Below are 20,219 nucleotides of genomic sequence, written 5' to 3' on the forward strand. Positions count from 1 at the left end.
CGGCTCCGGGGGACCGAGCGGAAGGTGGGCGGTCGGATGACCGGCGACGGTGGCATCGACATTCTCATGATCACGTACGACCGGCCGGAGTACGTCCGGCTGTCGCTGCCGCACCTGCTGGACAGCTGCCCGGCGGACGCCCGGGTCTGGCTCTGGCACAACGGCACCGACCGACCGACCCTGGATGCGGTCGAGGAACTGCGACACCATCCCCGGGTGCACCGGTTCCGGCACAGTCCGGCCAACGCCGGGCTCACCGAGCCGACCAACTGGCTCTGGGCCGGGGCGACCGGCTCCTACCTGAGCAAGGTGGACGACGACTGCCTGCCCGACCCGGACTGGCTGACCATCCTGCGCCGGGCGCACCGGGACGTACCGGGTTTCGGGGTGGTCGGCACCTGGCGGTTCCCGGCCGAGGACGTCGACGAGGCGCTGGTGGCGGCGAAGCTGGTGGACTATCCGAACGGGCACCGACTGTTCCGGAACCACTGGGTGCAGGGCAGCGGCTATCTGATGAAGCGCGAGACGCTGGACCAGGTCGGTCCGTTGGCCGGCACGGAGACGTTCACCGCCTGGTGCCTGCGGGCGGCCCGGCTCGGCTGGCTGAACGGCTGGTACCACCCGTTCCTGCCCGAGGAGCACCTGGACGACCCGCGCAGCCCGCACACCATCTACCGCACCGACGCCGACTTCGTGGCCCGCCGGCCGCTGTCGGCCCGGCGGACCGGGGTGACGACGCTGGCGCAGTGGACCGAGCAGATGCGGCACTCCGCCCGGGTGGTCCAGGCCGCCCCGCTCGACCTGCGGGAGTACCAGGGCTGGCGGCTGCGCCGCCGCAACGCCACCCGGCGGCTCCGGCTGGCGCTGACCGGGCGGGCGCCGTGGTGACCCGGGGACCGGTGAGCGTGGTGATCGCCGCGCACGACGAGGCGGCGGTGCTCGGCCGGACCCTGCGGACCCTGCTCGCCGACGCGCGGCCGGGCGAGTTCGAGGTGGTCGTGGTGGCGAACGGCTGCACCGACGGCACCGCCGAGGTGGCCCGGTCGGTGCCCGGGGTGCTGCTGCGGGAGCTGCCCGAGCCGGGCAAGCCGGCCGCGCTGAACGCCGGGGACGACGCGGTCGCCGGCTTTCCCCGGATCTACCTGGACGCCGACATCGCGCTGCCCACCGCCGGGGCCCGGACGCTGGCGGCGGCGGTCGCCGCACCGGGGACACTCGCCGCCGCGCCGCGCCGCCGGCTGGACACCAGCGGACGTCCGCTGCTGGTACGCGGCTACTACGCGATAAACGGGCGGCACCCGGCGTACCGGAACGCGCTCTTCGGCCGGGGTGCGATCGCGCTCTCGGCGGCCGGTCGGGCCCGGTTCGACAGGTTTCCCGACGTGGTCGCCGACGACCTCTTCCTGGACGGCCAGTTCACCGGGACGGAGAAGCGGGAGGTGACCGAGGTGGCGACGGTGGTGGCCACCCCCCGGCGCACCGCCGACCTGCTCCGCCGGCTCGGCCGGGTCCGGGCCGGCAACGCCAGCCTGCGCGCCGCCGACGGGCGGGTACGCCGGGCCCGGCGAACCTCCTGGCTGGTCGACGTGGTGCTGCCCCGGCCGTGGCTGCTGCCGGCCGGGATCTGCTACGCCGGGCTGACCCTGCTGGCCGCGACCGCCGCCCGGCGGCCGGCGGTCCGGGACCGCTGGGGACGCGACGAGTCCAGCCGGGTACCCGCCGAGCCGGACGGAGCGGCGCCGTGAACCCGCTGGTCAGCGTGCTGGTGGTCTCCTACCAGACCCGGGAGCTGATCCTGACCGCGCTGGCCACGCTGCGCACCGCCTGCCCGGGCGAGCCGTACGAGGTGATCGTGGTCGACAACGCCTCGACCGACGGGTCGGCGGCGGCGGTCGCCGCAGCCTTCCCGGAGGCGCGGGTGGTCCGGCTGGCCCGCAACGTCGGGTTCGGCCGGGCGGTGAACGTCGGCGCGGCGCGGGCCCGGGGCGACTGGCTGCTGATGCTGAACCCGGACACCGAACCGGTCGGCAACGTCGTCGCCGAGCTGCTGGCGTTCACCCGGGAGCGTCCCGGGCACGGCATCTACGCCGGCCGTACCCTCGCCCCGGACGGCAGCGACGACGGGCACTCGGTCTTCGGCCCGCCCTCGCTCTGGACGCTCACCTGCTTCGCCACCGGGCTCTCCACGCTGTTCGGCCGGTCCCGGCTGTTCAACCGGGAGGCGCTGCCCTGGCTGGACCGCTCCGCACCGGTGCGGGTGCCGGCCGCCTCCGGTTGCCTGCTGCTGGTCCGGCGGACCCTCTTCAGCCAGCTCGGCGGCTTCACCCCGGACTACTTCATGTACTGCGAGGATCTCGACCTCTGCCTGCGGGCGACCGTGCTCGGCGCCGCCCCGGTGCTGGTCCCGTCGGCCCGGGTCCTGCACGTCGGCGGGGCCGCCTCGACAAGCGCGGGCAAGCGGGTGATGCTGCTGCGCGGCCAGGTCACCTTCCTCCGGCTGCGCTGGTCCCCGCTCCGGGCGGCGCTGGGCCGGGCCCTGCTGCGGACCGGGATCGCCGTGCGGGCGGCCGGGTCCCGGTTGACCGGCCGGGCCCGCTACTGGCCGCAGGTGTGGCGGCAGCGGCGTACCTGGCTGGCCGGCTGGCCACCGGCCGACGGGCTGCCGCCGGTGGAGGAGCTGTCTCCGGTGCAGGAGCTGCCGCCGGTGGAGGTCGGTGGGCCGGCGCCGCCGGCCCCGCGCGGTGCCCCGGACCCCGAGGGCTGACCGACCGCCGATCCGGTCCGGTCGCCTCCCCCGGCACCGCGTTCCGGGCCGGTCGATCCCCGGGCACCGCGAGTCACTCCGGCTGTTCGCCCGGCACCGCGAGTCACTCCGGCTGTTCGCCCGGCACCGCGAGTCAGTCCGGCTGTTCGCCCGGCCCAGGCAGGTCGGCGAAGGCCGCGACGGTGCGGTCGGCGTACGCACTCGCGTCGCCGGTCTCCATCGGCCCGTCCCACTCGGTCGGCAGCGGTACCCGCACCGCCGGGTTGACCCGGCGGACCACCTCGTCGAGTACGGTCTCGGCGTCGCCGACCCAGAGGTGCTTGGCGCCCGGCACGCCGATCACCTCGGCCTGCGGCACGGCGGCGAACCGTTGCCGAGCCTCCTCCGGCCGCAGGTAGTCGTCGAACTCCGGAACCAGCGCGGTCAGCGGCTTGCCGGACTCCGCCCAGACCGCCAGGTCGGCGTCGCCGCTGCTGCGCAGTGGCGGGGAGAGCAGGACCGCGCCGACGATTCCCGGGTCGCAGCCGTGCCGCAGGGTCAGGTCGGTGCCGAAGGACCAGCCGAGCAGCCAGATCTTCGGCAGTTCGGCGAACTCGGCGTACTCGATCGCGGCGGCGACGTCGTACCGTTCCGCCTCGCCGCCGTCGAAGGTCCCCTCGCTGGTGCCGCGCACGCTGCTGGTGCCCCGGGTGTTGAACCGCAGCACCGCGAGGTCGGCAAGCGCGGGCAGCCGCCAGGCGGCCTTGCGGAAGACGTGGCTGTCCATCATCCCGCCGTGCGTGGGCAGCGGGTGCAGGCAGACCAGGGTGGCGACCGGGTCCCGGTCGGCGGGAAGGGCCAGCTCGCCGACCAGTCGCAGGCCGTCGGCGGTGTGCAGCTCGATCTCCTCCCGCCGGGCGGGCAGGATGCTGGCGGCGCGGATGGCTGTACTCACAGGGATCAGTCTTACCCGCCCCGGCCGGGCCGGACGGCGTACCCGCCGAGTGCGTGACGAAGATCCCTCGAATCTCGCGCGGGCCTCCGGGCGGTCCGGCCGGGCCGGCCGGCGGGCTCAGCCGTACCGGGGGGCGCTGCGCGAGCGTTCCACCCCCGGGCCGCGCCGGTCCCGGGCCCGCCAGCAGCCGGTGTGCCAGTGCCGGCGGTCGGTCAGGTCGCCCTGCCCGTCGGCCGGCCAGGCGACCAGGTGGGCCACCCCGGGGCGGATCTCCTGGAGGCAGCCGGGACAGCGGTACGTCTTGGTCGCCGCGCTGCCCGGGATGTCGCGTACCTGCCACTCGCCGTCCCGCCAGCTCTGCACCGAGCCGATGCCGCGCTCCAGCCGGGCACGGTCCAGCGGCGGCGCGTCGTCGGCGCGCGGACGGTTGCGACGCGGGCTCACTTTTTCAGGGTACGCGGCGTCGGATGCGGTCGACCGACGCACTCGAGGTCGGACAGTTGCTGTGCGTAGTTGTCAAATCACGGTCAGCACACGCGGTGGTCTGCTGAAGAAGGGTTACGGTGCCGGAACATCCTTCGGCCGGTTCCGGCCCAAGTGAGGAGGACGCGATGCGGAGCAAACCCATCCTCGCGGCCCTGGTGGTGACGACACTGCTCACCCTCGAATCGCTACCCCGGCCCGCCTGGGCCGGCGCCCCGGGCGAGCCGATCCTGGCCGACTTCAACGGCGACGGCACACCCGACCGGGCGATCCTCGGAGCCATCCAGCCCGATCTCTGTTCGTTGATCATCCAGTACGGCTCCGCTCCCGGGGTCTACCTGCCGCCGATCGCCTTCACCTACCATCCGCCAGGGCCTGACGTCGGCATCGACTGTCCGGACATCGGCACCGCGTTCGACGCCGACGACGACCGCCTCGTCGAGCTCTGGGTCGCCTGGAGCGACGCCGTGCCACCCGGCATCCCCTACAACCGGATCGCCATCGACGACGACTTCACCACGATCGACACCTTCACCTCGCCGCTGCCCAACCCGCAGTTCCTCGGCACCCAGGACTTCACCGGCACCGGCGTCGTCACGCCGTTCGCCGTCGGTCCGGGCGGCTACTACACGAGTGTCATCGAGGACGGCGCCGCCGCACTCGGCCCCGGGCAGTGGTGTTCGGCGGGAACGCCGGCCTTCCAGCACAGCGACTTCGACCTGGACGGCAGGGCGGACGCCGTGCTGACCTACACCGGTGGCTGCGCGGACGGCGGTAACGGCGTGGTGGTGGTGCTCGACGACGGCCAGACGCGGCAGTTGGAACTCGACCTCACCGGTCAGGCCGCCTGGCGGGTCAGGGTGAGCCAGCTCGGCCCCGACCGCTTCCCGGACATCCGGACCCAGAACCTGAGCACCGGCCAGGTCAACTACTACCACGGGATCGGCGACGGCAACTTCGTAGCAGGCCCGGACGCGAACACCGACCGGGTTCAGCTCACCGACGTCAAGCCGCTGGCCATCGACGTACTGGCCAACGACTACGTCGCGGCCGAGGCCAGGGTCGTGGTCATCGTGCCACCCCGGTACGGCAGCACACAGGTGCTCTCCGACAGGCGGATCCTCTACCGCCCCCGGCCCGGGTACGGCCGTACCGACCGGTTCACCTACCAGATCCAGCGTGGTGACCGCAGGAGCAACGCGGTGGTCTACATCAGCTTTCCCTGAACCCGCCGGAGCCGCCGGTCCCGGATACCCGCTGACCTGGGGTCATGTCGTGCCGATCCGGTGTCGGATCACCGTCAGCATCGGTCGATACGGCAAGAATCGGTCTAGCGTCCCAAATATGGGCTTGCCCGACTGAGCAGCCAAAACGTGATATAGGAGATCGGAATGTGGAGCATCCGTCTCAGCGCTGCGTTGGTCGCGGCCGTCGTCGGTGGTCTGGCGGCGCCAGCACCCGTCACTTGGGCCGCCGCCCCGGGCGAAACTGTCTACGGTGACTTCAACGCCGACGGCATCCTGGACGCGGCGCAACTGGGATCGGTCAGCCCGGACCGCTGCTCCACCATCGTGCAGTACGGTTCGGCGTCCGGCACGCTGCCCCCGATCGCCTTCGTCTACCTGAGGCCGGGCACCACGCCGATGCCGGACTGCCCGGACATCGGGGTCGCCGCCGATCTCAACGGAGACGGGCTCGACGACCTCGGCATCGGATGGAGCAGGGGTGCCCCGGCCGGCCTCACCTTCAACCGACTCTTCCTCTATCCTCCGACCTTCCAGCCCGCGATGACCTACACGTCGGAGCTGACCCGACCCGCCTACTTCGGAGTCGGCGTGTTCAGCCCCGGCGCCGCACCCTCGCCGTACGCGATCGGTCCGGGTGGGATCGTCAACGCCGTCATCCGCGGCGACACGGTCGTCCCGGGTCCGATCCGGTTCTGCTCTGTCGACACCCCGACAGCACAGCTCGCCGACTGGACCCGTAGCGGCGTCGACGGCGTCCTGCTGGCCTACGCCGAGGCGTGCGGCGACGGCAGCAGCGGCGTCGTCCGGATCCGGCAGAACGGCTCGGTCCAACAACTCGAGATCGATCCGGCCGGACAGACCCGCTGGACCGCCCGGGTGGTCGACGCCGACGGCGACCGCTACCCCGACGTCCGGACCACGAACCAGCACACCGGCCGGGTGAGCCACTTCGTCAACACCGGAGACGGTGGCATGTACCTGCTGGTCCGAGCGCCTGACGCGAACACCGACCGGGTCACCCTGGACCGGGTCAGACCACTCGCCATCGACGTGCTCGGCAACGACCACGTCAGCCGGGGGGCCAAGGTCACGGTCACCGCCCCGCCCCGGTACGGCACCACCCAGGTCCTCTCCGACCGACGGATCCTCTACCAACCGGCTGCGCGGCACGGTCGCACCGACCGGCTCACCTACCGGGTGGCGGAGGAGGACCGGCAGTCCAGCGCCACCGTCTATCTCAGCTTCCCGGACTGACCGAGGCCGTTCCGGGCGACTGGGGACCGTCCGGGACCGACCAGGCCCGGACCGAAACCCATCGGGGCCGGCCAGGGCCGGACACGTCGACGTATCAGGGAGGCGCCATGTGGCGTAGGCGTACCGCGCTCGTGGTGGTGCTGGTGCTGGTGGTGGTGACGGGCGGAACGGTGGTCTGGGCGCCACCGGCGGCCTGGGCCGGCGGCCGGGGCGAGCAGATATTCGGCGACGTCAACGGCGACACCTTCACCGACCGGATCACCCTCGGCCTGGTCCAACCCGACCTGTGCTCGGTGATCGTGGAATACGGCACCGCCTCCGGCGACTACCGGCTGCCCGTCGCCTCCGTCTATCTGCGGCCAGGCGGTACCGGTGTCGGCACCCGGTGCCCGGAACTCGGCGTGGCCGCCGACCTGGACGTCGACCGGCGGGAGGAACTGGTCCTGGCCTGGTACCCGGGACCGCCGCCGACCGTGCCGTACAACCTGATGATCCTGGACGACTCGTTCCGGCCGGCGTCCGGCCTGTTGTCGGCGATCTTCGCGCCGTACTACCTCGGCACCGAGGACTTCAACGGCGACGGGCGGGAGGACGTCTACGCGGTCACCGACCAGGGCCAGGGCATCGAGACGTACCTCAACCAGGGCGACGGCACCCTGGTGCAGGGGCCGACCGAGTGGTGCGCCATCCCGATCGACTACGACCTGGCCGACTTCGACCTGGACGGCGCCACCGACCTGGTGAACAGCTACACGGAACGCTGCCTGTCGTTCACCGTAAGCACCGGCGTCGCGGTGGTGCTCGATGACGGTACGGCACAGGAACTCCAGTACGACCCGCTCGGTGTGGAGACCTGGACGAGCCAGGTCGTCAACGCCAACGGCGACCGGATTCCGGACATCCGCACGGTGTCCCGGCTGACCGGAGCGATCGAGTTCTTCATCGGCACCCCGAGCGGCATCTTCGTCCAGTCCCCCAGGGCGACCACCGACTCGGTCACGCTCACCGGCACCAAGGCGGTGACGATCGACGTGCTCGCCAACGACTACGTCAGTTCGCGGGCGACGGTCACGATCGGCACACCGCCCCGGTACGGGACCGTCCAGGTCATCAGCGACCGTCGCATCGTCTACCGTCCCCGGGCCGGCCATGGCGTGACCGATCGGTTCACGTACCAGCTCACGGATGGCGACCACCGCAGCACCGGGGTCGTGTACCTGCGCTGGACCGGATAGCCCGACCCCGGCAGGGGTCGGCGAGTCCAAGGAGGCGGGGCATGAGGGGTAGGCGGTTCGCCGCCGTCGCCATGACGGCGGCAATCACGACAGCCGGCTCGGTGAGCACGGATGTCTCCGGCGCCGCCGCCGGCGGCCCGGGAGAGGCGGTCATCGCCGACGTCAACGGGGACACCCGCCCGGACAGGGTGGTGCTCGACCGCCTCGTGGGAGCATCGACGGCCTGCCGGGCGGTGGTCAGCCTGGGGTTACCCGGTGGTGGCTACGGGGCGGCACAGCCGTACACCTACCTGTCCGTGCCAGCCACCGAGCCCAACTGTCCGGACATGGGAGTGGGGCTCAACCTCGACACCGACCCGCCGGACGAACTCGCGGTGGCCTGGTCCGCCGGTCCGCCGAGCACCGTCTCGCACACCCTCCTGGTGCTGGACAACTTCGGGATCGCGGGCGGCTTCAACACCATCTATCAGCCCAGCTTCATCGGCGCCGCCGACTTCAACGGCGACGGCCGGCAGGACGTGTACGAGTGGACCGACCAGGGCGAGGGGTTCGCCACCTACCTGGCCACCGGCATCCGCGGCCTGACCCCCGGCCCGGTGCGGCACTGCTCCGGCCCGCTTACCCACCGGCTCGCCGACTTCGACCGCGACGGCGCGATGGACGTGGTGATCGCGTACATCGAGGGCTGCGCCGCCTACTTCAGCGGCGTGGTGGTGGTGCTCGACGACGGCCGGCTGATCCACCTGCATGCCGATGTCGAGGGTTTCGACAGTTGGACCGTCGAGACCGAGGACGCCAACCGGGACGGCGTGCCGGACGTGACCACCTACAGCGAGCTGACCGGCGAGGTCACCACCTTCATCGGCGTGGGCAACGGCACCTTCGTCCGGTCACCGGTCGCGGTCCGCGACTATCCGACGGTGAGCGGGGTCAAGGCGACCGGCATCGTGGTGCTCGCCAACGACTACTTCGCCGCCGGGCGCCTCAAGGTCAGCATCTGGACGCCACCCCGGTACGGCACGCTGAAGGTCACCACGAACGGCACCATCATCTACACGCCCAATCCGGTCCACGGCAGGACTGACACCTTCGTATACCGGCTCACGCAGGACGGCCGGACCAGCAACGCCGCGGTCAGCCTGCGGATCGTCGACTGACTCCCCGGGCTGGCCACGCGCCGATCTCCCGCTCGACCGCGGCCAGCCGGCCCGGGACCGGTCTGCGCCAACCGCTGCCTGGCCGAACAGCGTGTCACATTACAGTCAGTACATCCGTTATTGCTCTGCATGCGGCCTATTCTCCACCAGAAGTGATTTGCCCTAAAGAATCCATTCTGGCCGAGGAGGCATCATGTGGAGCCGACGGATCAGCATCTTCGCGGTCACGGTTGCGGTGGCTACCGCCACCGTCGGCCCGACCGCACCGCCCGCGCTCGCCGGCTGGCCGGACGAGCCGATCGTCGCCGACGTGAACGGGGACGGCCGGCCGGACCGGAACATGCTCGGCGCCGCGCCCGGCACCTCGGGCTGCGTGGTGAGGGTCGAACTCGGCCGTCCCGGCGGAGGCTACGGCCCGGCACAGTCCTACCCGTACCTGTCGTCGGCGGAGTACTGCCCGGACATGGGTGTCGGACTGGACCTCGACAGCGACGCCGCCGACGAACTCGTGGTCACCTGGTTCGCCGGCCCGCCGCCGTCGATCGACGACACCCTGCTGCTGTTGGACGGCTTCCGGGTGATCCACGGCTTCCGCACCATCTGGCAGCCCAGCTACATCGGCACCGCCGACTTCAACGGCGACGGCCGCCAGGACGTCTACGAGTGGACCGACCAGGGCGACGGGTTCGCCACCTACCTGGCCACCACCGGCGGCACGCTGGTTCCCGGCCCGGTGCGGTACTGCTCCGGCCGGCCGCAGTACCAGCTCGCCGACTTCGACGCCGACGGCGCGATGGACGTGGCGATCGCGTACGTCGAGGGGTGCGGCGCGTACTTCACCGGCGTGGTCGTGGTACTGGACGACGGCACCGTGGTGGATCTGCGGGGTGACGTCCACGGCGACGACTTCTGGACGGTCTCGGTGGCGGACGTGAACAACGACGGCTTCCCCGACGTGCTCACCACCAGCGACGTGACCGGGGCCCGAAACGTCTTCGTCGGCACCGGCACCGGCACCTTCCGCCCGGCCCCGACGGCGATCCGGGACAACGCACAGATCAGTGCGGTCCGGGCGACCGGCATCCGGGTGCTCGCCAACGACTTCGCCACCAGCACGACCCGGGTCAGCATCGTCAGCCGGCCGGCACACGGCACCGTGCAGGTCACCACCGGGGGCACGATCGTCTACCGGCCGCACGCCGGCCACCGGGCCAGGTCCGACCGGTTCGTCTACCGGCTCAGCGAGGCCGGCCGGACCAGCAACGCGGCGGTGAGCCTGCGGCTCACCCGCTGAGTCGCCAGCCCGCGTCAGGCCGCTGAGCCGTCAACCCGCTGCCGGGTCCCGGAAGCGGCGGCCGGCGGTGACCAACTGCTCCAGCAGCGGCGCCGGGGCGAGCCCCGGCTCCCGGGACTCGCGGTAGAGCGCCCGCTGGATCCGCAGCGCCGCCGCCGGGCCGACCGCGTCCAGCACCTCGAACGGGCCCGCCGGATATCCGCAGCCGAGTGTCATCGCGTGGTCGATGTCGTCAGCCGAGGCGTACGACGCCTCGAGCATCCGCACCGCGTCGTTCAGGTACGGGAAGAGCAGTGCGTTCACCACGAAGCCGGCCCGGTCTCCGCAGACCACCCCGGTCCGGCCCAGCCCGGCGCAGACCGTCCGGGCGGTGGCGACCGCCTCGGCCGAGGTGCGCACGGTCCGGACGATCTCCACGAGCGCGCCGGCCCGGGTCGGGTCGAGCAGGTGCAGCCCGACCACCTCGGCCGGTTGCCGGGCCGCCATCGCGACGTCGATCACCGGCAGCGTGCCGGTGGTGGTGGCGAGCAGCACCTCCGGCTTGCAGACCTCGGCCAGCTCGGCGAAGAGGGCCCGCTTGACCGCCAGCTCGTCGGCCACCGCCTCCACCACCAGGTCGGCGTCGGCCAGCCCGCCGAGCTGCTCCGGCGGGGTCACCAGCACGTCGTAGCCGGCCTGTCCGAAGAGGTCGCCGAGCCGGTCGGCCGGGTCGCCCGCACCCACCACCCCGACCCGGCGCACCGGCCGGCCGCCGGCCGCCGGTGCCGGGGTCTGCCCGTCGGGTACGACGGTTGCCGAACCGGGCCGCTCGTAGGCGTAGAAGCCCTGGCCGGACTTGCGGCCGAGCAGTCCAGCCGTGACCATCTGACGCAGCAGCGGCACCGGGGCGTGCCGCCGATCCCGCCCACCCCGCCGGTACATGGTCTCCAGGATCTCGTACGCCGTGTCCAGGCCGATCAGGTCCAGCAGGGTCAGCGGCCCCATCGGCAGCCCGGCGCCGAGCCGCATCGCGGTATCGATCTCCTCGCGGGTGGCGTACCCCGACTCGACCATCGCGATTGCCTGGTTGAGGTACCCGAACAGCAGCGCGTTGGCGACGAAGCCGGCCCGGTCGGCGATCGTCACGCCGACCTTGCCCAGCCGGGCGCAGAGCGCCTGCACCGCGCCGACCGCCTCGGCCGAGGTGGTGACGGTCCGGACCACCTCGACCAGCTTCATCACCGGCGCCGGGTTGAAGAAGTGCATCCCGAGCACCCGGTCCGGCCGGCCGGTCGCGACGGCGATCTCGGTGACGCTCAGCGAGGAGGTGTTGCTGGCCAGGATCGCGCCCGGCCGGCAGATCCGGTCCAGCTCGGCGAAGAGCCGTCGTTTGAGGTCGAGCCGCTCCGGTACCGCCTCGATCACCAGGTCGACCTCGGCCAGCGCGGGCAGCCCGACGGCGAAGGTGATCCGCTCGACGAGCGCGTCCCGGTCGGCGGCGCTCAACCGGCCCCGGGAGACCGCCCGGTCGGTGGAGCGGGCCAGGGTCGCCCGGCCCCGGTCCAGCGCCTCGGCGGTGATCTCCACGGCCACCACCCGGAGGCCGCTGCGGGCGAAGACCTCCGCGATCCCGGCGCCCATGGTGCCCAACCCGACGACGCCGACGGTGTCGATGGTGCCGCCGGCACCGGTCGTCCCGGTACCGATGGTGCCGCCGGCACCGGTCGTCCCGGTGTCGATGGTGCCGCCGGCACCGGTCGTCTCGCCTGCCACCCCTGGCCTCCCACTGCGTCCGGGCCGCCGGCTGAACGGCCGCTGGGTCACCTGCGGCGAGTCTGCCACGGGCCGCCCGGACGCCTCGGCCGGGCCTGCGGGTGCGCCGGCCTACCGCTGGTCGAGCTGGTCGAGCAGGTCGGACAGGGCGGCGGCGAACTCGACCGGGCGTTCGACGTTGGGCGAGTGGCCGCAGCCCGGGAAGACGATCTCGCGGTAGCTTCCGCCCGCCGCCGCGTACCGGTCCAACACCGCCCGGGTCTGCCCGACCATCGGCTGCGGCGGGCACGCCTGTGCCCCCGGCCAGCCGGGCAGTACGCCGAGCGCGCCGAGCTGGGCCAGGTCGAGGAGGGAGGTGTCCGAGACGATCACGTCGGCGTCGCCGCGTACCCAGGTGATCGGCGGCTTGACCGGCACGGCCACCAGCTCGTCGGCGGTCCGGAAATGCTTCGGCGACAGCGCGTTGAGTACGCCCCGGTCTCCCGGCGCCATCCCCGGCCAGTTGGCGCTCGGCGCCGTGGTGCCCGGATAGTTGTCGTCACCGGTGGCGGTGGAGAGCACCGAGTCGAGCAGCAGTTCCTCGTCGGCACCGAGGCTGGCCGGGTCGGCGACGTACGCGCTGCGGAGTACCGACCGTGGGCTGGTCCGCTCGTCGGCGCTGCGGTCTCCGGCGGCCAGCCGGGCCACGAAGTCCGGGTTGCCCGTGCCACCTCCGGTGCCGGCGAAGTCGGCGGTGGTCGGGGTGCCGTCCAGCCCCCGGGTCCCCCCGAAGCCGTACGGCGACACCGGCGCAGCCAGCAGCAGTCCGGCCACCCGGTCGGGATGCTCGACCAGCAGCCGCATCACCACCCCGCCGCCCAGCGAGTGCCCGACCAGCACCGGCCGGGCGCCCGCCGCGCCGAACAGGGCCGGCTCGTCGATCAGCGCGGCGACGTCGTCGGCGAAGTCGTCCAGTCCCCGTGTCGCGTCCACCGGCGCCGCCTCGGTGCCGCCGTAGCCGCGCAGGTCGGGGGCGACCAGCCGGAGGTCGGTCGGCAGGTGCCGGACGAGCGGTTGCCAGAAGTCGGCGGACGAGCAGTTGCCGTGGATCAGCACCACCGGACGGCCGCCGGAGGGACCGGCCACCAGTACCCGCTGCCGGATGCCGTTCGCCGAAATCTCGTGTCGCCGGATCTCCATCGCAGCGATGATGCCAGCCGGTCCGCCCGCGACGACATGTGGCCGTCCGACACATCCCGGGACCGGATCCTCACGTGGCTCCCACTCCCACTCCCCCGACCCGACCCGGCGCGGCGCGGTCCGGACGCTCGACCGGCGACCGCGCCGGCCGGACGCGCCGGACCATTCCCGCCGCGCAGACTGTCGAGCTGCCCCGCTTGCGCGCCCGCCAACCGCGTCCGCCAGCCGCGTCCGCCAACCGCGCCCGCCAACCGCGTCCGCTTCGCTTCGGTGGCGGAACGCGACGAGCCCCCCGGAGGATCTTCGGTGCCCCGTTCGTGCACCCAGCTCGACAGTCTGCCCAGCAGGTTGTGCCGCCCGGCGGGCGGAACGGGCCGCCGCTCCACGGGAGCCGGGAGGCCGTCACTGGAAGGCCAGGTAGGCCCAGGTCATTCCGCCGACGAGGGCTACCCCGCCGCCGATCATCAACAGCATCCGCCGGGAGCGTCGGCCGGCCGTACCCATCAACTGGGTCGGCGCGGCGAGCGCGCCGGCCGCCTCCGGCGTCGGGGCGGTCGGCGGGGGAAGCGGCGGGGGCGGCGGCGTCAGCCCTCGGCTGAGGGTGCCCAACTGGTCGGTGGCGGCGGCACCGGGGTCGAAGAACCGCAGCTCCAGGTTGCCGAACCGGATCCGGTCGCCGTCGCGCAGCTCGGTGTGCCCGGCGAGCCGCTCGTCGTTCAGCCAGGTGCCGTTCGTCGACCCGCGGTCGGTGAGCAGTACCCGCCCGGCGGCGAGTTCGACTGTGGCGTGCCAGCGACTGACCAACGGATCGTCCAGCGGCACGTCTACGCCGTCGGACCGACCGATCCGGCGCACCCCGGGACGCAGCCGAAAGCTGGCCCCTCTCAGTGGTCCGCTGGTGACGGTCAGTATCGGCAACAGCTCCAGTTCGTCGGACATGGATTTCTCCATCCGGCTCTGCCCCACCGACGCGGCAACGTCGGCCCCCCGGGTCAGCTTTCCATCCGACCCGGTCCGGTTCCACGTCCTGGCGGTCCGAGTCGCGCTGGCCGGGGGGCGGATCCGGGCTCGTCGGTTCGGCGGAGAGGAGATCGGGGCGCGGCGATGCGTATGGCTACCCGCGAGTAATCCTCGGGTCTAGACTTCCGCCATGACGACCGTGAACGCTCCCGGCGTACCCGAGATCTCCGACGGCGAGCTGGTCTCCACCAATCCGGCGACCGGGGAGCTGGCCGGGCGGTTCCCGGTCGCGGACGCCGAGGCGGTCGGCCGGGCCGTCGCACGGGCCCGGACCGCCGCGCAGTGGTGGGCCGACCTCGGCTTCGCCGGCCGGCGGAGCCGGCTGCTGCGCTGGCGGGCGCTGCTGGCCAACCGGATCACCGAACTCGCCGAACTGTCGCACCTGGAGACCGGCAAGCCGATCGCCGACGCGGTGGTCGAGGCGGTGAGCGCGATCGACCACCTCGACTGGGCGGCCCGGAACGCCAAGCGGGTGCTCGGGCCCCGCCGGATGCGGTCCCGGCTCGTCGTGGCCGAGTTCTCCGCCCGGCTCGAATACCGGCCGCTCGGCGTGGTCGGGATGATCGCGCCGTGGAACTATCCGGTACTGACCCCGCTGGGCGCCTTCGGCTACGCGCTCGCCGCCGGGAACGCGGTGGTGCTCAAGCCGAGCGAGTACACCCCGGCGGTCGGGCAGTGGCTGGTGGACACCTTCGCCGAGATCGTGCCGGAACAGCCGGTGTTGCAGGCCGTGCACGGGCTCGGTGAGGTGGGCGCCGCACTCTGCCGGTCCGGGGTGGACAAGATCGCGTTCACCGGCTCGACGCGTACCGCGAAGAAGGTGATGGCGGCCTGCGCCGAGACGCTCACCCCGCTTGTCGTCGAGGCGGGCGGCAAGGACGCCATGATCGTCGACGACGACGCCGACCTGGACGCCGCCGCCGAGGCGTGTGTCTGGGGTGCGCTGACGAACGCCGGGCAGACCTGCATCGGGATCGAACGGGCCTACGTCACCGCACCCGTCTACGACGCCTTCGTCGACAAGGTGGTGACCAGGGCACGGCGGCTCACCGTCGGGGCCGACGGCACCGACCTCGGCCCGATCACCATGCCCGGCCAGATCGACACGATCCGCCAGCACATCGAGGACGCCGTGGCACGCGGCGGGCGGGCGGTGCTCGGCGGGCCGGAGGCGGTACGGCCGCCGTACGTGCACCCGACGATCCTCCTCGACGTACCCGAGGATGCCGACGCGGTCCGCGAGGAGACCTTCGGGCCGACCCTCACCATCGCCCGGGTGGAAGACGCCGACGAGGCGCTGCGCCGCACGAACGCGGTCCGCTACGGCCTCGGCGGCTCGGTCTTCGGCCGGCGCCGGGCGGCCGAGATCGCCGGCCGGATCCGCTCCGGGATGACGGCGATCAACTCCACGCTGACCTTCGTCGGGATGCCGACACTCCCGTTCGGCGGAATCGGCGACTCCGGCTTCGGCCGGATCCACGGCGCGGACGGACTCCGCGAGTTCGCCCGCAGCAAGGCGGTGACGAGACGGCGGGCCCGGTCCGTGCTGCCGTCGATGACCTTCGAGCGGACTCCGGCCCAGGTGGAAAGGATCGTCAAAGCAGCAAAGATTATGTACGGACGGTGATCGCAACCTGACCGATCGTAGGGACAAAAGGGCGACTAAGACATCCCTGGCCGCCTCCCGCATCGGTACCGTTCGGCCAATGGGGCTGCACGCGTTGCGATTCCGGCTGGTCGACAGCGAGAACTCGTGGGGCGGCCGACGGCGTGCGCGCCGGGCCGGCTGGCTCGCCGAGACGTTCCCGGACCTGGCCCAGATGTCCGTGATCGACCTCGGCGGACGGGTCGACACCTGGCAGCAGGCACCGGTACGCCCCAAACACGTGCACGTGGTGAACCTCGAAGAGGCCCCGACGGACGTACCGGAGTGGGCGGAGGTGGACCGGGGCGACGCCTGCGCGCTGCCCCGGCAGATCGCCAACCGCCGCTACGACCTGGTCTTCTCCAACTCGGTGCTGGAACACGTCGGCGGACACGAGCGCCGGCTGCGGTTCGCCGAGACGGTGCACGCGCTCTCCGACGCGCACTGGGTGCAGACGCCGTACCGGTATTTTCCGATCGAGCCGCACTGGATCGCCCCGGGGATGCAGTTCACCCCGGTCCGGGTGCGGATCGCGCTGGCCCGCCGCTGGCCACTGGCGCACACCCGGCCGGACTGCCGGGAGACCGCGACCCAGCAGGTGCTCTGGACCGAACTCGTGGACCGGTCGCAGATGCGGCACTACTTCCCGCACTCCCGGATCCGGGCCGAACGGCTGGCCGGGATGGTCAAATCACTGATCGCGGTTCGCACCGGCACCGGCGACCACTGACCGACGGTCCGCACCGGCGACCACTCATCAACGGTCCGCACCGGCACCGGCGACCAGGGTTGCTCCGGTCGAGTCGTCCACCAGGGCCACCCGGACCCGGTCCGGTGCCAACTCCCCGGCCGGCACCGCGAAGACCGCCGTCGCCGGCCGGCCCTGGTAGCGGGCCGAGTAGCAGACCATCCGCCAGGACTCCTCCAGCCAGTGCTCCCGGACGTCCGAGGTGAGCAGCCCGGCGACCTGCCGGTACGCCGTACTGAGCTGGAGCTGTTGAACGCTGGCCAGCAGCGGCACCCCGGCACCACCGCGCAGCGGATGGGTGAGCCGGGCACGGAACCGGCGCAGCGGCAGCAGCCAGTACGCGTCGAACTCCGGTGACAACGCGACGACCAGTGCCCCCTCGACCAGCAACAGGCCGACCGAGGCGGCCGGTGCGGCGGTAAGCGCCGGCAGCCAGTACGTGCCACCGGCCGCGACGCCGAGGAGGCCGGCCAGCACCAGCAGGCCGGCCCGGCCGATGCCGCGCCCGGTGACCGGGGTGGCCCTGGCGCTCAGGCAGCCGCACGAGGCACCGGGTGCGACGCGGCGGGCGTACCAGAGATAGCCGACGAAGCCGGCGGCCAGTGCGGCGGCGGCCAGCGGCTCGGCGACCGGGGCCGGTGGCAGCACCAGCAGGACGCCGAGCAGCAGTTCGGTCCCGCCGAGCACGCGGTATGCCGGCACGGCCCGCCCGGCACCGAGCAGCCTGCCGAGCGCCGAGTTGCCGGCCAGTTCGGCCGCGCGCCGGTCGAAGAGCTTGACCCGGGCCGACCAGATCAGCACGACGCCGACCAGCAGGCACTGGACCGCCGCCAACGACTGGAACATGTCACCCTCCTCTCTCGGAACAGGTGCAAGGAAGGGCCCCCGCGACAACAAGAAGCGATATGCGGGGCCCCTTCCTTACACCTCAGTTGGCGGCGTAGACGGTGGCGATGCTGATCTCGTTGGTGTCGGGGTGCCAGGCGCCGATCACCTGGACGTGCCCGCCGACCTTCAGCAGCGAGACGTCGGAGATGGCCGGGGTGCCGTTGTAGACCGCCGCGGTGGTGCCGGGTACGACGTGTCCGATCAGCCGCCGGCCGTGGTGGTCGAGGTGCAGCACGTTGCGGCCGACCGAGGCGATGTGCGCGGTCAGGTTGACGATGTTGGCCCAGAGCGAGTCGGCGGCGAGGGTGCCGTCGGGGAGCCGGACGCCCCGGACGTACATGCCGTCGCCCTTCTCGAGTCGGTCGAAGGTGGTCGGCTGGAACTTCCAGATGCTGGTGCCGTTGGTGACCTGGATCCGGTGCAGTGCGCCGTCCGAGCCGGCCAGCAGCACCACGGTGCCGGTGATCGAGCTGACCCGCCCCTCGGCGAAGTTCGGGTCGGATGCGCCGGGTGCGATCTTCACCGGTTCGGCCGCGAGGGCCGCCTCCGGGGCGAGCGAGCCGAGCGCGGTGGCTCCGGCGATGCCGGCCCCACCGAGTACGGCCGTGCTGAGCAGGCGCCGTCGGTCCATCGTGTTCGCCATCGTGGGCTCCTCCCTACACCGTGTTGACCGAGCAGGGCCGCAGCCCGGTGGAGAGGCTGGCGATCGCGCTGTACGCCGCCGGGGTCAGGTCGATGATCCGGTTGGTTCCGCAGGACGCGCCGCAGCAGGCGCGTTCGCCGCAGAACAGGTCGGTCTGCGGGCCGCAGTCGGCGATCGAGGTGCCGACCCGGGCCCCGTTGCAGAGGTTCGTGGTGTAGTGGACGAATCCGCAGGTCCGGCGGGCCAGGCTGGTGCCGCAGACGTGCGGTCGGGTGATGTCCAGGCACGCCTGCGAGGTGTTCGGCCAGGCGTGCTGGTAGTTGCCGGAGGTGCAGGTGCCGCAGGCACCCCGGCCGGTCGACGCGCACGGTCCCCATGCGCTGCCGCAACAGAACCAGGACACCTCTCCGGTCACAGCTGCCATGATCGGTCCTCCCTTCGGGGGTTAAGGGAAACGACGTTGATCAATATTGACGCCAATTATTACGGCAGAAATCCACGGAGTCAATCGATGTAACTGAAAGTTTTCTTCACTGCCGGCAGGCGAAACCGCCCGGGGTCACCCCGACCGGGGGAGAATCAGAAGAGGGTCAGCTCGTCGCGCTCGATGCCGCGCAGCCGGTCGTAGTTCACCACCACGCACCGGATACCCCGGTCGGTGGCGAGCACCCGGGCCTGCGGCTTGATCTCCTGCGCCACGAAGACCCCGCTGACCGGTGCGAGCAGCGGATCGCGGTTGAGCAGTTCCAGATAGCGGGTGAGTTGTTCCACCCCGTCGATCTCGCCGCGCCGCTTCACCTCGACCGCCACGGCGGCACCGGCGGCGTCCCGGCAGAGCAGGTCGACCGGACCGATCGCCGTCATGTACTCCCGACGGACCAGCGTGAACCCCTCGCCCAGCTCGGCGGGAGTGGCGGCGAGCAACTCCTGTAGGTGCGCCTCCACACCGTCCTTACGCAACCCCGGGTCCACGCCCAGCTCGTAGGAGGTGTCCTGGAAGATCTCCTCCAGGGTGATCCGCAGCTCCTCGCCGGCCTTGTTGACCACCCGCCACACCCCGGGGGCCTCCTCCAGCCGGCACGGCGGGCTCATCCAGTTCAACGGCTTGTACGCCCGGTCGTCGGCGTGGATCGAGACCGACCCGTCCGCCTTCACCATCAGCAGCCTGGTCGCCAGCGGCAGGTGTGCCGAGAGCCGTCCGACGTAGTCCACGGAGCACTTCGCAATCACCAACCGCACCCGACGAGGGTAGCCGAGCACCCCCGGTCCCGCTGGCCGCGCAGTCCTGGCGAGTCGATGCCATCCTGGTAGACGTGCTGGAAGCCCTCACCGGAACCGGTCTCGCCGCATCGGCCGGTCTCAACGCGTACATCCCGCTGCTCACCATGGGACTGCTCGCCCGGTACACCGACGTGGTGAACCTGCCCGGCGGCTGGCAGTGGATCTCCAACGGCTGGGTGCTGGCCATCCTGGTGGTGCTGCTCGCCGTCGAGATGGTGGCCGACAAGGTGCCGGTCGTCGACCACGTCAACGACGTGGTGCAGACAGTGGTCCGGCCGACCGCCGGTGGACTCGCCTTCGGCGCGGGTTCCGGGGCGGAGACGGTCACGGTGAGCGATCCCGGCCAGTTCTTCGGCTCGCACGAGTGGGTGCCGGTGGTGGCCGGGGTGCTGATCGCGCTCGGCGTGCATGGCGTCAAGGCGGCCGCCCGGCCGGTGATCAACGCCGGTACGGCCGGCTTCGGCGCCCCGGTGGCGAGCACCGCCGAGGACGCGACGAGCGTGGTCTTCTCGCTCTCGGCGATCCTGCTGCCGGTACTGGTCCTGCTCTTCCTGCTGGTCGTGCCACTCTTCGCGGTCTGGGTGGTCCGCCGCCGCAGACGACGCCGGGCACAACGGCGGGCGGCCCGGGTCGCCGCGCGGGAAGAGACGATGGCGGACTACTGACGGCCGACCCGGTGACCGGTACGGCCGCTC

At 72.1% G+C, this 20,219-nt stretch carries 20 protein-coding genes; 11 read left to right on the plus strand and 9 right to left on the minus strand.

What is annotated here, in order from left to right:
* Positions 1-36 precede the first annotated feature (36 nt).
* From ACN28A_RS06980 to ACN28A_RS06990, 3 genes are read left to right on the plus strand one after another with little or no spacing between them, the layout of a single operon-like run.
* On the plus strand, positions 37-888 hold the full coding sequence (locus tag ACN28A_RS06980; RefSeq protein WP_421393460.1) for a glycosyltransferase family 2 protein: 852 nt from the start codon (positions 37-39) through the stop codon (positions 886-888).
* Complete coding sequence (locus tag ACN28A_RS06985; RefSeq protein ID WP_421393462.1) at positions 885-1,745, plus strand: glycosyltransferase; 861 nt, start codon at positions 885-887, stop codon at positions 1,743-1,745. The genes ACN28A_RS06980 and ACN28A_RS06985 overlap by 4 nt, the downstream gene beginning before the upstream one ends.
* Complete coding sequence (locus ACN28A_RS06990; protein ID WP_421393464.1) at positions 1,742-2,764, plus strand: glycosyltransferase family 2 protein; 1,023 nt, start codon at positions 1,742-1,744, stop codon at positions 2,762-2,764. The genes ACN28A_RS06985 and ACN28A_RS06990 overlap by 4 nt, the downstream gene beginning before the upstream one ends.
* Before the next feature lie 133 nt (positions 2,765-2,897).
* Here ACN28A_RS06990 and ACN28A_RS06995 read toward each other — a convergent pair whose 3' ends face one another.
* Positions 2,898-3,698, minus strand: coding sequence for an alpha/beta hydrolase (locus tag ACN28A_RS06995; protein WP_421393466.1), 801 nt, complete (start codon positions 3,696-3,698; stop codon positions 2,898-2,900).
* A 117-nt stretch (positions 3,699-3,815) separates the two neighbouring features.
* Positions 3,816-4,142: a hypothetical protein gene (locus tag ACN28A_RS07000; RefSeq protein WP_421393467.1), complete on the minus strand. Its 327-nt coding sequence runs from the start codon at positions 4,140-4,142 to the stop codon at positions 3,816-3,818.
* A 167-nt stretch (positions 4,143-4,309) separates the two neighbouring features.
* Here ACN28A_RS07000 and ACN28A_RS07005 point away from each other — a divergent pair, with 167 nt between their 5' ends.
* The 5 genes from ACN28A_RS07005 to ACN28A_RS07025 all read left to right on the plus strand — a co-directional run bounded on the left by ACN28A_RS07005 (position 4,310) and on the right by ACN28A_RS07025 (position 10,368).
* A complete protein-coding gene (locus ACN28A_RS07005; protein ID WP_421393469.1) occupies positions 4,310-5,407 on the plus strand; it encodes an Ig-like domain-containing protein in 1,098 nt (365 codons plus the stop codon).
* Between the two features lie 165 nt (positions 5,408-5,572).
* Complete coding sequence (locus tag ACN28A_RS07010) at positions 5,573-6,682, plus strand: Ig-like domain-containing protein (RefSeq protein WP_421393471.1); 1,110 nt, start codon at positions 5,573-5,575, stop codon at positions 6,680-6,682.
* A 107-nt stretch (positions 6,683-6,789) separates the two neighbouring features.
* Positions 6,790-7,917: an Ig-like domain-containing protein gene (locus ACN28A_RS07015; protein ID WP_421393473.1), complete on the plus strand. Its 1,128-nt coding sequence runs from the start codon at positions 6,790-6,792 to the stop codon at positions 7,915-7,917.
* 41 nt (positions 7,918-7,958) lie between these two features.
* The gene (locus ACN28A_RS07020) at positions 7,959-9,074 is read left to right on the plus strand and encodes an FG-GAP-like repeat-containing protein (RefSeq protein ID WP_421393475.1); all 1,116 of its coding nucleotides are present in this window, start codon (positions 7,959-7,961) and stop codon (positions 9,072-9,074) included.
* A gap of 193 nt (positions 9,075-9,267) precedes the next feature.
* Entirely contained in the window at positions 9,268-10,368 is a 1,101-nt protein-coding gene (locus tag ACN28A_RS07025) for an Ig-like domain-containing protein (RefSeq protein ID WP_421393477.1), read from the plus strand.
* A 30-nt stretch (positions 10,369-10,398) separates the two neighbouring features.
* On the opposite strand, the gene ACN28A_RS07030 is transcribed toward ACN28A_RS07025, so the two are convergent.
* The 3 genes from ACN28A_RS07030 to ACN28A_RS07040 all read right to left on the minus strand — a co-directional run bounded on the left by ACN28A_RS07030 (position 10,399) and on the right by ACN28A_RS07040 (position 14,238).
* Entirely contained in the window at positions 10,399-12,021 is a 1,623-nt protein-coding gene (locus ACN28A_RS07030) for a 3-hydroxyacyl-CoA dehydrogenase family protein (RefSeq protein WP_421404205.1), read from the minus strand.
* A 210-nt stretch (positions 12,022-12,231) separates the two neighbouring features.
* Positions 12,232-13,299, minus strand: coding sequence for an alpha/beta fold hydrolase (locus tag ACN28A_RS07035; protein ID WP_421393479.1), 1,068 nt, complete (start codon positions 13,297-13,299; stop codon positions 12,232-12,234).
* Between the two features lie 402 nt (positions 13,300-13,701).
* Positions 13,702-14,238 (minus strand): FHA domain-containing protein, encoded by a 537-nt coding sequence (locus ACN28A_RS07040; RefSeq protein WP_421393481.1) that lies wholly within the window; start codon positions 14,236-14,238, stop codon positions 13,702-13,704.
* 211 nt (positions 14,239-14,449) lie between these two features.
* Here ACN28A_RS07040 and ACN28A_RS07045 point away from each other — a divergent pair, with 211 nt between their 5' ends.
* Positions 14,450-15,946 (plus strand): aldehyde dehydrogenase family protein, encoded by a 1,497-nt coding sequence (locus tag ACN28A_RS07045; RefSeq protein ID WP_421393483.1) that lies wholly within the window; start codon positions 14,450-14,452, stop codon positions 15,944-15,946.
* Positions 15,947-16,025: 79 nt separating this feature from the next.
* Positions 16,026-16,694 carry a class I SAM-dependent methyltransferase gene (locus ACN28A_RS07050; protein ID WP_421393484.1) on the plus strand — a complete coding sequence of 223 codons (669 nt, stop codon included), beginning with the start codon at positions 16,026-16,028 and terminating at the stop codon, positions 16,692-16,694.
* A gap of 27 nt (positions 16,695-16,721) precedes the next feature.
* Here the strand turns inward: ACN28A_RS07050 and ACN28A_RS07055 are convergent, their stop codons facing one another.
* From ACN28A_RS07055 to nucS, 4 genes are all read right to left on the minus strand, one after another.
* Positions 16,722-17,558, minus strand: a complete 837-nt coding sequence (locus ACN28A_RS07055) for a MauE/DoxX family redox-associated membrane protein (RefSeq protein WP_421393486.1) — start codon at positions 17,556-17,558, stop codon at positions 16,722-16,724.
* Positions 17,559-17,640: 82 nt separating this feature from the next.
* On the minus strand, positions 17,641-18,243 hold the full coding sequence (locus tag ACN28A_RS07060; RefSeq protein ID WP_421393487.1) for a cell wall protein: 603 nt from the start codon (positions 18,241-18,243) through the stop codon (positions 17,641-17,643).
* Positions 18,244-18,256: 13 nt separating this feature from the next.
* Positions 18,257-18,667 (minus strand): hypothetical protein, encoded by a 411-nt coding sequence (locus ACN28A_RS07065; protein WP_421393489.1) that lies wholly within the window; start codon positions 18,665-18,667, stop codon positions 18,257-18,259.
* Between the two features lie 155 nt (positions 18,668-18,822).
* A complete protein-coding gene (gene nucS, locus ACN28A_RS07070) occupies positions 18,823-19,482 on the minus strand; it encodes an endonuclease NucS (protein ID WP_421393491.1) in 660 nt (219 codons plus the stop codon).
* A 74-nt stretch (positions 19,483-19,556) separates the two neighbouring features.
* Here nucS and ACN28A_RS07075 point away from each other — a divergent pair, with 74 nt between their 5' ends.
* Positions 19,557-20,189: a DUF4126 domain-containing protein gene (locus ACN28A_RS07075; RefSeq protein ID WP_421393493.1), complete on the plus strand. Its 633-nt coding sequence runs from the start codon at positions 19,557-19,559 to the stop codon at positions 20,187-20,189.
* Positions 20,190-20,219 lie beyond the last annotated feature (30 nt).

This window comes from Plantactinospora sp. WMMB782 (genome assembly GCF_049179135.1).
GTDB lineage: Bacteria > Actinomycetota > Actinomycetes > Mycobacteriales > Micromonosporaceae > Plantactinospora.